The sequence below is a fragment of the Microcoleus sp. AT3-A2 genome (assembly GCF_036705685.1).
Classification (GTDB): domain Bacteria; phylum Cyanobacteriota; class Cyanobacteriia; order Cyanobacteriales; family Microcoleaceae; genus Microcoleus.
In genome coordinates this window covers 81,910-93,219 of the sequence record NZ_JAUBVF010000022.1, presented here as the reverse complement: position 1 = coordinate 93,219, position 11,310 = coordinate 81,910, and the positions used below count along the sequence as shown (strand labels likewise).

At 45.9% G+C, this 11,310-nt stretch carries 14 protein-coding genes; 12 read left to right on the top strand and 2 right to left on the bottom strand.

Annotated features, from left to right (window positions below):
- Positions 1–808: 808 nt before the first annotated feature.
- From QUB37_RS14850 to QUB37_RS14830, 5 genes are all read left to right on the top strand, one after another.
- Positions 809–1,015, top strand: a complete 207-nt coding sequence (locus QUB37_RS14850; RefSeq protein WP_333163180.1) for a hypothetical protein — start codon at positions 809–811, stop codon at positions 1,013–1,015.
- A 377-nt stretch (positions 1,016–1,392) separates the two neighbouring features.
- Positions 1,393–1,575, top strand: a complete 183-nt coding sequence (locus QUB37_RS14845; protein ID WP_333163178.1) for a CsbD family protein — start codon at positions 1,393–1,395, stop codon at positions 1,573–1,575.
- Between the two features lie 77 nt (positions 1,576–1,652).
- Complete coding sequence (locus tag QUB37_RS14840; RefSeq protein WP_333085501.1) at positions 1,653–2,096, top strand: hypothetical protein; 444 nt, start codon at positions 1,653–1,655, stop codon at positions 2,094–2,096.
- Between the two features lie 116 nt (positions 2,097–2,212).
- Positions 2,213–2,725, top strand: a complete 513-nt coding sequence (locus QUB37_RS14835) for a hypothetical protein (RefSeq protein WP_333163176.1) — start codon at positions 2,213–2,215, stop codon at positions 2,723–2,725.
- A 424-nt stretch (positions 2,726–3,149) separates the two neighbouring features.
- Positions 3,150–3,932 carry a thioredoxin domain-containing protein gene (locus tag QUB37_RS14830; protein WP_333163174.1) on the top strand — a complete coding sequence of 261 codons (783 nt, stop codon included), beginning with the start codon at positions 3,150–3,152 and terminating at the stop codon, positions 3,930–3,932.
- 96 nt (positions 3,933–4,028) lie between these two features.
- Here QUB37_RS14830 and rpe read toward each other — a convergent pair whose 3' ends face one another.
- Positions 4,029–4,730 carry a ribulose-phosphate 3-epimerase gene (rpe, locus tag QUB37_RS14825; RefSeq protein WP_333163172.1) on the bottom strand — a complete coding sequence of 234 codons (702 nt, stop codon included), beginning with the start codon at positions 4,728–4,730 and terminating at the stop codon, positions 4,029–4,031.
- Here rpe and QUB37_RS14820 point away from each other — a divergent pair.
- The 4 genes from QUB37_RS14820 to QUB37_RS14805 all read left to right on the top strand — a co-directional run bounded on the left by QUB37_RS14820 (position 4,729) and on the right by QUB37_RS14805 (position 7,521).
- Positions 4,729–4,902 (top strand): hypothetical protein, encoded by a 174-nt coding sequence (locus QUB37_RS14820; RefSeq protein ID WP_333163170.1) that lies wholly within the window; start codon positions 4,729–4,731, stop codon positions 4,900–4,902. The genes rpe and QUB37_RS14820 overlap by 2 nt on opposite strands.
- Before the next feature lie 76 nt (positions 4,903–4,978).
- Positions 4,979–5,353: a hypothetical protein gene (locus tag QUB37_RS14815; protein ID WP_333063371.1), complete on the top strand. Its 375-nt coding sequence runs from the start codon at positions 4,979–4,981 to the stop codon at positions 5,351–5,353.
- A 104-nt stretch (positions 5,354–5,457) separates the two neighbouring features.
- Positions 5,458–6,873, top strand: a complete 1,416-nt coding sequence (locus tag QUB37_RS14810; RefSeq protein ID WP_333163168.1) for an LCP family protein — start codon at positions 5,458–5,460, stop codon at positions 6,871–6,873.
- A gap of 219 nt (positions 6,874–7,092) precedes the next feature.
- Positions 7,093–7,521 (top strand): DUF202 domain-containing protein, encoded by a 429-nt coding sequence (locus QUB37_RS14805; RefSeq protein ID WP_333163166.1) that lies wholly within the window; start codon positions 7,093–7,095, stop codon positions 7,519–7,521.
- Between the two features lie 27 nt (positions 7,522–7,548).
- On the opposite strand, the gene QUB37_RS14800 is transcribed toward QUB37_RS14805, so the two are convergent.
- Positions 7,549–8,487: an alpha/beta fold hydrolase gene (locus tag QUB37_RS14800; RefSeq protein ID WP_333163164.1), complete on the bottom strand. Its 939-nt coding sequence runs from the start codon at positions 8,485–8,487 to the stop codon at positions 7,549–7,551.
- A 169-nt stretch (positions 8,488–8,656) separates the two neighbouring features.
- On the opposite strand from QUB37_RS14800, the gene speB reads away from it, so the two are divergent.
- The 3 genes from speB (at position 8,657) to modA (ending at position 11,275) form a co-directional block, all read left to right on the top strand.
- A complete protein-coding gene (gene speB / locus QUB37_RS14795) occupies positions 8,657–9,586 on the top strand; it encodes an agmatinase (protein ID WP_333163162.1) in 930 nt (309 codons plus the stop codon).
- A 133-nt stretch (positions 9,587–9,719) separates the two neighbouring features.
- Entirely contained in the window at positions 9,720–10,277 is a 558-nt protein-coding gene (locus tag QUB37_RS14790; RefSeq protein ID WP_333163160.1) for a thioredoxin family protein, read from the top strand.
- Between the two features lie 179 nt (positions 10,278–10,456).
- Positions 10,457–11,275: a molybdate ABC transporter substrate-binding protein gene (modA, locus tag QUB37_RS14785; protein WP_333163158.1), complete on the top strand. Its 819-nt coding sequence runs from the start codon at positions 10,457–10,459 to the stop codon at positions 11,273–11,275.
- The last annotated feature ends 35 nt before the right edge of the window (positions 11,276–11,310 follow it).

The following is an 11,310-nucleotide window of genomic DNA, read 5'->3' as shown; positions in this document are numbered from 1 at the left end:
TGAGAACCTCTCGCTGATTAACCATTTTTTCCACTCAGCTCAGGCTGAGTCAATTTGTGCTTAGTCTAAACTCCAGTAACAAATCTAGCTGCAAAAGTGCTAAACCTAAGCCACCAGTGGAACCAAGGCTTTGGGGGTGGGAAAACGATATGTTGGTAACGACTTACTGATGACAACAGCCGTTTTATTGAGGAGCGGAATGATGGGAAACTATCACGTTCAGTTTTGGCAGTGGAGGAGGCGACTACTTCACTGACTTTAATTATCCTGAAAAAGGGAATGAAGATGCTAGGGATGGAGCGGCAAAACGATACCTCTGGGCCAGAGGTATCCGCCTCGAAAGAAGGAAAGTGTGGGGAGAAGACCCCCTCTACTATTGACGATGCACCCTGAGATAGCAAGTGGACTTCGATGAACCATGAATTAGAATCTCCGTCCGCGACGGTCGGGGAGTATGTCAAGGATGTCGAAACAGCCTCATCAAAGAACCGAGAAAAGGTACTTATGCCGATCGCGCCGCAAAAAAATTCTCCTCCCTCCTCCCCTTTCCCCAACTCATTCACTGCCCGCGCCTTGCCACTCACCAAGCAATCTCACGCACTATTCCCCTTCCCCTCTCTCCTTTCGGGATCATGGAAGTTTCCGTAATTTATCTTAACTATAAAACTCCAAACTCAAAACTATTCACCAGCCCCTATCTCCCTTCAGACAGAGGGAAGTTTTGGTGATGTCCCTTATGATAGATATAAGGTTAACTTTTAAGTACCCTTGTTAAAAATAAATTTTGCAAACAATAGGGTAAAAACTAATGAATACTGAGGAAAAAGCGACCCACGCTGGTAGCGAAAATCAAGTCACGCTACCAAAATCCCGGGAAATCTTGCTCGGCGAGGAAACAGAAAAAGCCCTCGGTCAGCAAAAAAAAGAAGATGCTCAAACTATGCACGCTGTCGAACAGTTGAAAGAAGAACTTCAGCAAAAAATAGATAAAGAGTGTCATCACAAGGTAGATTAAAACTAATAGGTTGTTTTTTGGGTGTGGGTAAGATCCGGTCTTGCCCACACCCGCGTTTTTAAGGCACAATTAAATAAAATTTAAAGATTATAAATTCTTTGGGGTTTAAAAAAATAGTCTTGGATCCACGGGCGACCCTCCAGCAGTTTTTTACAAAAATACTTGATTGCAGCCAGCAGAAACGGTAAAAAAAGCCGGTAAGTATGAAAGTGGCAGTTTGTCTAAAATTGAAAAATTATTTTTCCATCTTCCATGTTCTCTCTTCATTTTTTCTTCATTCTTTCTTCCTAGAGGTAGAGTGCAACGCAGCTCCTAGTTACCTATGATGAGTTTATAAAGTAAAAAACGTCAAATTAGATACAGATAGGGAGAAACCCATGAGCACTCAAGATAGAGCAAAGGCAACTGGCGACAACATCGCAGGCAAAGCTCAAGAAGCCCTAGGTAATGTTACTGGCGACCCGAAGGATAAAGCAGAAGGCAAAGCCAAGCAGGCAAAAGCTGAAGCTGGTCACGCCATCGAAGATGTAAAAGATGAGCTCAAAAAGAAACTAGACTAAGCCTAATACTAATTGAGAGGGTCGAGCAACCTGACCCTTTCAATTATGCCAAATCTTTTCTGAACGGAGGAAAAAAGGTGAGTTTATTGCAGCAGAGTCGCAAAATAATTGCGGGCGTACTTTTGGTTTTAATGCTGGCAGTTACTACTGCGTGCGCGCCCAGCGTTTCAGCCCAAAAACCGACTGATGTACCTGTAGCAATTGGTGGCAGTCAGGGTTATTACGCGCAGCTAGAACGTGGCAATACCGCCGCAGGTCAAGATTTTGGTCAATGGGTAACAAAGACGGCTAAGGGCCTGGTTCAGGATGCTTACGTCCGTGACAATAACAAGTTGGGAGTTGTAATTACCCCGCAAGTCCGCCCGACTGAAGTGAAAGATTTGGCGAAATCTTTAGCACAAGGTTTTCACCGCAATTTCCCAAATCAGGATGTAAGTGTTTTGGTTTACGCTCCTGACAAAAAACTGATTTTGACTGCTAAGTACGACCAGCAATCAAATCAGATTGAATACAAATCTTGACCGAGTTAGCAAACTTAAATGATAGCCGCGTGGCGGTTTAATATTCCGCAGTTTTTTGAAGGCGAAACCATCTTAATTTAAGACTGAAATGTTGTGTAGATTGGAAGAGAGTTACCATGAGTAGCAGCGATAATTACAAGCGTCAAATCATGAACGATTTAGCCCAGGGCGATCGAGAAATGATGCCGGAGACAACTGGTGAAGATTACGAAAACTTTGACGATTTTGCTCAGAGAACTTCGCCTGCTCAGCGCAAACAATTATTCGGGCGTTCCCTGAATCACGACTCGCTCCCGCCGGCTCAGTTGGAACCGGAATTGCAAAAGGCGATCGCCCAAATTAAGCCCAATGAACGCGACGATGTAGCGCGGGAATTCTTCAAGCATTTGGGCAAGAGAGGATTGAACGATCGCCAATTGGAAAAGCAGCTAGGACTTTCTACTCACCACGCGAGCCGCATGAATGCTGACGATGTTACCAAGCTGGCCTCGTTTACCTATCACAATCACCCGGATATTTTCCAAGAAGTGCTAGCAGAACAGCCGAGCTTGATGAAGTTTTTGGGAAATCCAGTTGTTGTGGGTATCTTGGGAATAGTTGCGGCTAAATGGCTCAACAACCGTAAATAATCTTGAATTCAGACACGCTTCAAAGCTGATAATACGTGCCGCAAATAAAAGGACGATCGCCCGGGCGATCGTCCTTTTATATTTTATATCTAGTCCTGTAAAATTAACCGTGAGCGCGTTTGTAGTTAAGACTTGAGTCTTCAGAATCTGCTCAGGAATAAAGTCCTCACTACAAACCTTTTTTATTGGAGTCGTTGGAGGCGAAATTATATTATAATAAATTCCAATGATTTAAATCTTAATTATTAGGTTAGTCGGTGTTCTGGTGATTCACAACCCTTGCCAATTACCGACGAATTACCGATCGCCAGGAAATAAATATTGGTCATAAATAAAAATAACAGCACAGCAGTAAACTGCGGTATACCTGACACTTCGCAAAATTAAATGTAGGATTAAGTGTTGCCGTGAATCATAAAAAAAGATGAACGTATCCACTATTTGGCGAAAACTCCGCAGCCAGCAAGCCTTGTGCTTTGCTGCACTCCTGGTAGGTTGCCTGGTATTTATCGGTTGTTCCCCTGCACAGTCAGCGGCTGGCAATTCAGTCGATCCCAAGTTTAAAGAGCAAGTCTTGCAGGTTATCCGCGAAAACCCGCAAGCGATTTTAGAGTCGGTACAAGCGTACCAGCAACAGCAGCAGCAGTCTCTAAAAGCAGCGCAGCAGTCATTTTTGCAGGAGATGAAAACTAATCCCAAATCGGCGATCGGCGATTCTCCCAGCACGGGTTCAGCTTCGCAGCAGATTGTACTTTTAGAATTCTCTGACTTTCAATGTCCGTTTTGCGCGCGCGCTCACGATACTGTCAAGCAGTTTATGGCAAAACACCAGGACAAAGTTACTTTAGCTTACAAGCATTTACCCTTGACTTCTATTCACCCTCAAGCACTGCCAGCAGCTAAAGCAGCTTGGGCTGCTCAACAGCAGGGCAAATTCTGGGAATATTACAGCGCTTTGTTTGAAGGACAGAAAGAGTTAGGCGAGCCATTGTACACATCGATCGCCCAAAAGCTCAATCTAAAATTAGATAAATTTAACACCGATCGCAACAGCCCCGCTGCAGAAGCCGCCATTCAGAAAGACGTGCAACTCGCTCAACAACTGGGCATTCAAGGAACTCCCTTCTTTATTATGAACGGCACAACTTTCTCCGGGGCGATCGAGCTTTCTGAGATGGAAAGCATTCTCGCCTCTGTCTCGAAATAAGTAATTCATGACTCTTGGAAACCGAGTCTAAAAATGCGTTCCCAGCCTACTTGGGCTGGGAACGAGAAAAACCCGAAAAACTCGAAAAATCTTTGATTAAACGGCAGCCAACTCAGGAGTCGGGCGCTTGCTGTGGCGGATACCCTCGATCGCCGCTGCGTAATCATTCGCCTTAAACACAGCAGAACCAGCGACGATCGCATTTGCGCCCGCTTCCAGAACCTGCCAAGTATTGTTCCCCTTCAAACCGCCATCTACCTCAATCCAAGGATCGAGGCCCTTGTCGTCGCACATTTTACGCAACTGGCGAATTTTCGGCAAAACAGCCGGGATAAAACTTTGACCACCAAAGCCCGGATTGACGCTCATAATCAGCACCAAATCGCAAAGTTCCAGCACGTACTCGATCAACTCCAAGGGCGTCGAAGGATTCAGAACCACACCAGCCTGCTTGCCCAATTCCCGAATTTGGCCGAGGGTGCGGTGCAAGTGAGGCGAAGCATTATGTTCCGCGTGAACCGAAATAATGTCAGCACCGGCCTTAGCGAAGTCCTCGACGTACTTCTCCGGCTCCACAATCATCAAGTGGACATCGATCACCTTGGTAGTAACGGGGCGAATTGCCTCAACAATCAGCGGCCCGATAGTAATATTAGGAACAAAGCGACCGTCCATCACATCTACGTGAATCCAGTCAGCCCCAGCTCGATCGACAGCCTGAATCTCTTCTCCAAGACGGCTAAAATCGGCTGATAATATGGATGGAGCAATAACGATCGGTTTTTGGGATTGGGTCATGGCTAAGTCTGTTCTCCTGACTGCTGTGCTGTATCCAGTTTATCAAAATACGGGTCTCCGGGTCGAAAAGTTGCCAACGATCGGTCGCGAGATTGGGGGGCAGAAAAATTGGGTCTCTGACAGACAAGTTTGGCGATCGCGCACCAGCCCAGCTCTCGGAATTTTGGTTTAGGATATAAATTTTCCCTCTAACTAACAAATAACGTGTGTGCAAAATCTCACCTTCTGCAAATTTGGAGTAGCGAATTATGAAAAAAACAGATCCCTTAGAAAATCCTGAACTCGATCGTGCCAGTCTGTTTGTATTAATGATCCCAGTCATCGGCTTTTTCCCCGCCCTGTGGACTCTTTACCGCCGTCAGGGTAGTCCCGAACGCAAAGCCATCAGCCGCTTGGCAATTGCCCTTGCTTTTAGTTGGCTCTTAGGACATATTCTTTTAGAAGCTGGAGCGATTTCTGCGGAATCTCCGACACTTCCCATGTTATTAATGAGTAGCCTGCTAACAACCAGCTATTTCATCGTTGCTCTGGGACTGATGGTTCGCCTCTGGAAGCGTCAACCGCTATGGTTGCCTGGAATTAGTCGCGTAGCCGAGCAAGTAGTAGGCAAACATTTATCATAATTTAGGGTTCTTTTAAGCCCCTACCCTATTGATTGAGTGCGTCTTCAGCTTGATACTACATATTGCCATTATCTTTTTTATTTTTGTTGTGTGTGAGGAAGCCAGTGCCAGCTCAAAAAATTCCTAATCAAGACCCTATCCAACAATCAACTGCTCAACCTGCAACCAAAAAAGCTTCCCAGCCCCATCGAGGCCGTTGGCTGGGTTTTGGTTTTGGTTTGGCTGGAGTTGCCATGCTCTCAGCCACAGCCGGAGCGTTGCTAGCCGTCTCCCTTTCCACAACGCCGCTTCAGCAACAAAAGTTGAGCCCTGAAGAAGCAGCAGTATTTTCTCAAGGCGACATGGCAAAGCTCAACATGAAGATGCCGGAGCTGACTCGGCCAGTTAATATTTTAGTTTTAGGACTTAAAGTTCTGACCTCTGACATCGAAGGAAGTGTCAACAAAGATGTCGGATACGAGCTTTGGGAAAACTCCTTTAAGGGCTTAACCGATACCATGCTGTTGGTTAGGTTTGACCCTCAAAATAAAAAGTTAAGCCTGCTTTCCATTCCGCGAGACACCCGCACCTATGTTGAAGGCAGGGGCGAGGTGAAAATCAACGAAGCTAATTACTACGGGGGCCCAGCTTCGTCAGCGAAGGCAGTCAGCGGACTATTGGGCGGCGTGGGAATTGACCGCTATGTCACAGTCAATATTCAAGGCATAAAAAGCTTGGTCGATGCACTTGGTGGCATTACTATCAATGTCCCTAAAGACATGAAGTATACCGATGAAAGCCAGCATTTATATATAAATTTAAAGGCTGGCAAGCAGAAACTCAACGGCGAACAAATCGTGCAATACTTGCTTTATAGGCACGACGATTTGGGCGACATCGGGCGGGTTCAGCGCCAGCAATTGTTGATGCGGGCTTTTGTGGAACAGGAAGTTAATGTAGGTTTGCTGTCTCGCTTGCCGAAGATTTTGTCGGTGATTCAGTCTCACCTTGACACGAATTTGAGTATAGAAGAATTGGTGGCTTTGGCTGGTTTTGCTACTCAAACCGATCGCGATAGCGTGCAGATGTTGATGGTTCCCGGTAAATTTAGCGATTCTAAGGACTACAAGTCAAGTTTTTGGTTGCCCGACCAATATGCCATCGAAACTATGGTGGCGGACCATTTTGACTTCGGCCAAAATACTTGGACAATTGAGAATGCTGATTCGACTTTTCTGAAGGTGGCGATTCAAGATAGTACCGGAGATCCATCGGCTGTTGAAGCTTTTGTCAATAATTTGACTCAAGCCGGTTATCGGAATGTTCAGGTTTATAAAGCTTGGCCCGAACCGCTGGAGGTAACTACTCTAGTAGCTCAACAGGGCGATATTAAAGGTGCTCAAGCGATTCGCCAGTTTTTGGGTTTTGGAGATGTGTTGGTTGAGAGTACCGGTTCTTTGAATTCGGACGTGACAATCAGATTGGGTAAGGATTGGTTGGAGAAAAAGGCTCAGTCCGGCGGTGCCGCTAAGTCTTTTTAAACTGGATTATAACTGGGGTATTTGTAGGGACACAGCATTGCTGTGTCCTATTATTTTATGTTGGTAGAGATGGAGGCGATCGCTTTTTTGTCGATTTACTGATACTATATTTTGGGTGATGATGAATCACGATCGCAATACCCATACTTCCCTCCACAATCACAAGTGAAACAATAATCTACGAGGGAAAGCTTAAGATATTTTATAAAGGTAGGGTGGATGAACAATAGTCCTAAAATAGACCGACAGCGGGAACATCAGGCAAATGAACGCACGTTTCTGGCATGGTTACGAACTTCACTCGCTTTAATTGGTTTTGGGTTTGCGATCAGTCGGTTCAGTTTATTTCTCCGTCAATTTCAAGCTACAATGACTCAGCAACAAGTTTCCTCCCCTCCCTTCTTCAACTCGGAAACTTTAGGGCTGATCATGGTCGTTTTTGGCATTGCGGTCATTGCCTTAGCAGCATGGCGTTATAATCGAGTATTCTGGCAAATCGAGCGAGGTGATTATCGCCCCAATCCTGTGCTCGTTTGGATTCTGGCGGGAGTTGTGATGATTTTAGGAACGTTAAGCATTCCCTTGTTGCTCTGGCGAGATCGCGGAAATATAGCTCCCACTCCAACTCCTAAAAACTCTCAATTCTAAGTTAACCCGATCGCTTAGCTAAAGTGCCTATTCCTTTGTTGATTCCAAGGGCGGATTTTCGGCAAATCTCGATCGCTCTTTAATCCAATCGAGTAAAATAGGATTGACCAATTCCGGCGCTTCATCCTGGGGACAATGGCCCACTCCCTCCAAAGGAATAAACTTTTCAACAGCCGGAAACTTTGCCAATTCTCGTCCCAATGCGATCGGCTCCCAAGGATCGTCCGTACCCCACAAAATTAAAGCCGGACAGCTTAAACGAGGCAACAAATCCTCCGGTAGCGGGCCTTGAGAATAACTGATAAATGCTACAAATACTTCGACTGCGCCGCTGTCTTTAGCCGGTTCCAGCAGCATATTTACCAGCTCGTCGCTGACAGCTTCAGGACGGTGATATGCTTGCAAAAGCACTTTTTTTACTGTTTTTGGCGTTGCTAATTGTTTAAAAAATAATTGACTTATCCACTTGATATTTAAAACTTTTTGTGCAATTGGCGCTCCAAAACTGCGATACCAAGGCAATTCGGCGCGTTTGCGATCGTGCAGCAACCGCAGGGAACAATTGAGTAAAATTACGCCCTCAGCAATATCGGGAAAATCCACAGCAGCTTGCATAATTGCCACACAGCCGATCGAATTTCCCACCAAAAAAGCCGGCCCGCCCGCAACCTCCCGACAAAAATCAGCAATTAGCTGTCCCCAAGTTTCAAAAGTATAGTCAATTTCAAGCTTGGGCGCGGGTTTAGCAGAACCGCCAAAACCGATGAGGTCGATCGCATAACAGCGGCAATCAGCAGCCAGCGCCGGCAAATTCTTGCGCCAGTGGCCCCAAGACGCACCAAAACCGTGGACAAACACCACCGCAGGCCCCTGGGAACCCGCAGCCTGGTAGCAAATCGGAAAGCCTTTCCACAGCCAAGTTTGAGGTGCAACAGCAGTTGACGAAGTGGGAGTAGAAGATGTCATACGATTTTAGATTTTAGATTTTAGATTGGGCATGGGGCATAGGGCATGGGGCATGGGGCATTGTTAGCTGCTGACTGCTGACTAATGACTAATGACTACTTTGCAGTTAGAGCCGATATTATGTCACGATTAAACCTGCTGACTTCTTTGCTGTATTAAAATTTCCCTTATGCCAACGATCGTTTCCACTGCTGTCGTACCGTTTCTGGGGTCAGAAATTGTACCAGACTACGACACCGCCAAAGTAGTTATCTTACCAATTCCCTACGAAGCTACCACCACTTACCGCCGGGGGTGCGAAAACGGGCCGGCAAAACTTCTAGAAGCTTCTCATCAACTCGAGTGCTACGACGAAGAATTGGATTCCGAAGTTTGCTACGATGTCGGAATTTATACAAAAGAGCCGATCGCCGATACCCGCAACAGGCAACCAGTTTCATCCTCAGAAATGCTGCAAGTCACCCAAGCAGCAGTCTACCAGCTAGTTACCGAAAATAAATTTGTGATCTCCCTCGGAGGCGAACACAGCATCACTGCCGGCGTTGTCGAAGGTTATCGCCAAGCATACCCGGATGAACCTTTCACAGTCGTGCAAATCGACGCCCACGGGGACTTGCGGCACGAATACGAAGGCTCGATTCACAACCACGCCTGCGTGATGCGGCGTGTTGTAGATATGGGCTTACCCACACTGCAAATCGGGATTCGCGCTATCTGCAAAGAAGAAGCCGACTTGATTAAAACAAAACAGCTAAACGTGATTCGAGCTCGCGAAATCGCTACTCAACCGGATTGGGCCGATCGGGCAATTGCCAGCATAACAACTAAGCGAGTATTTTTGACGATCGACTTAGACGGCATCGATCCGACTTTAATTCCAGGAGTGGGAACACCCGAACCGGGCGGGTTAAATTGGTATTCTCTCACCGGGTTTTTGCGCCGCGTCTTCGAGTCCTACGAAGTAATTGGGTGTGACATTATGGAATTAGCACCTATTGTAGATTCTGTAGTTTCAGAATTTACCGCCGCCAAATTAGCATACAAACTTATTGGATACCAAGCTCTGGCTCAAGGTTGGCTAAAGCCAGACGAGGAATAAATCGCGAAGTACGAATCACAATAGGCTGTTGGCAAGGCTAGAATTAAGGTAAAGCCAAACAACAGCCAATTTTATTCGTGCTGATTGTTTCATCTTTCATGCTGGCAAAAACTGCTCTTCACCTCCTGAAAACATGAGTTTACTAATGGATACAACGGGTACTCCCATTAACGGCTACGCTCCCGATTTTGAACTGCCGGGAGTTGACGACGAAGTTCACCATTTAGCTCGATATTTAGAAAAATATCGGGCGATCGCGGTGATATTTATGTGCAATCATTGCCCTTACGTGCAGTTGTATCTCAATCGTATGAAAGAACTTCAAGCAGATTTTCAAGATCGAGATGTTACTTTAATCGGGATTAATGCTAATGATGCAAACCAGTATCCCGACGACAGTTTTGAAAACATGAAAATTTTTGCGGCCAACAATCAACTCAACTTCCCCTACATCCGAGATGTTGCTCAAGATGTAGCTGAAAGTTTTGGGGCTTCTAAAACGCCGGAGGTTTTTTTGTTAGACCAAGACGGCAAACTGCGCTATAAAGGTTTAATTGACGACAACGCTGACGATCCGGCGGCGGTGCAGGTTTCTTATCTGCGGAGTGCGATCGACCAATTGCTCAACAGTCAACCCGTTGAGCCTTCAACTACAGAGGCAATAGGCTGTTCCGTCAAATGGCGAGCATAGGCAGATTTAAAATTAACGTTCCGGCACTAATTATTAACTGGTTCCCTGGCTGTGCCTGGGAACCTATCTCCAGAGGCTCTGCCTCGTCAAAGACTGGATGAAAATTGGAGGTACAGCCTCCGAATCTGCTTTACTAGGCAGAGCCTGGTAAGGAGTAAAAAGATTCAAAACAATTGTCTGTGAACTTAAAAAGTAGACGTATTCCCAACTTAATTTTCGCAGTCGCCTTCCTGCTAGCACTGCTGATTAGTTGGAACTTATTTAAGAACTTTTCCTCAGTCGATACGTTGCAGCGCACCTCCTTAAATGTATCCGCTGCTATCAGTCTCTCGAAAGCTTTAGGGGAAATCAAAACTGTTTATCAAAGCAGTAATCCAAATTTTACTATTACTTATAATTTTGGTGCTTCCGGTGCTCTAGAACAGCAAATTCAGCAAGGCGCCCCGGTTGATGTATTTTTGAGTGCCGCCACCAAGCCAATGGATGCTTTGCAGCAATCTAACCTGCTAATTAACGACACGCGCCGCAATTTGCTGACAAATCGCCTGGTTTTGATTACTCCCAAAAACGGTGTTGCTTTGAGCGATTTCAAACAGTTGACAGATGCCCGAATCAAGAAAATTGCGATCGGCGAACCCAAGAGCGTACCTGTGGGCCAATACGCTCAGGAAATGCTAAATAAACTTGGATTGTGGGGGCAAATACAGCCAAAATTAGTGCTAGGAAATAACGTCCGCCAAGTGCTGACCTTCGTCGAAAGCGGTAACGTTGATGCTGGTATAGTTTATGCGACTGACGCCACAGCCTCCGACAAAGTAACTGTCCGGCTAACGGCTGCTGAAAATTTGCATTCGCCCATTGTTTATCCGCTGGCAGTTATCAGAAACAGCCGCAATCCGGCTGCTGCGAAAACGTTTGTTGACTTTTTGGGGGGCGATCGGGCTAAAATAGTATTTCAGAAATACGGATTTGGCATAGTTCGACAACTCATTAATTAGGGATTTGTTACCGCTGATGGCAGCAGATAAGCGCT

What these genes read in the sequence shown, in the direction of transcription:
- QUB37_RS14850 (WP_333163180.1), top strand. Translation starts at nt 809, where the DNA reads ATGAATACTGAGGAAAAAGCGACCCACGCTGGTAGCGAAAATCAAGTC.
- QUB37_RS14845 (WP_333163178.1), top strand. Translation starts at nt 1,393, where the DNA reads ATGAGCACTCAAGATAGAGCAAAGGCAACTGGCGACAACATCGCAGGC.
- QUB37_RS14835 (WP_333163176.1), top strand. Translation starts at nt 2,213, where the DNA reads ATGAGTAGCAGCGATAATTACAAGCGTCAAATCATGAACGATTTAGCC.
- QUB37_RS14830 (WP_333163174.1), top strand. Translation starts at nt 3,150, where the DNA reads ATGAACGTATCCACTATTTGGCGAAAACTCCGCAGCCAGCAAGCCTTG.
- QUB37_RS14820 (WP_333163170.1), top strand. Translation starts at nt 4,729, where the DNA reads ATGGCTAAGTCTGTTCTCCTGACTGCTGTGCTGTATCCAGTTTATCAA.
- rpe (WP_333163172.1), bottom strand. Translation starts at nt 4,730, where the DNA reads ATGACCCAATCCCAAAAACCGATCGTTATTGCTCCATCCATATTATCA.
- QUB37_RS14815 (WP_333063371.1), top strand. Translation starts at nt 4,979, where the DNA reads ATGAAAAAAACAGATCCCTTAGAAAATCCTGAACTCGATCGTGCCAGT.
- QUB37_RS14805 (WP_333163166.1), top strand. Translation starts at nt 7,093, where the DNA reads ATGAACAATAGTCCTAAAATAGACCGACAGCGGGAACATCAGGCAAAT.
- QUB37_RS14800 (WP_333163164.1), bottom strand. Translation starts at nt 8,487, where the DNA reads ATGACATCTTCTACTCCCACTTCGTCAACTGCTGTTGCACCTCAAACT.
- speB (WP_333163162.1), top strand. Translation starts at nt 8,657, where the DNA reads ATGCCAACGATCGTTTCCACTGCTGTCGTACCGTTTCTGGGGTCAGAA.
- QUB37_RS14790 (WP_333163160.1), top strand. Translation starts at nt 9,720, where the DNA reads ATGAGTTTACTAATGGATACAACGGGTACTCCCATTAACGGCTACGCT.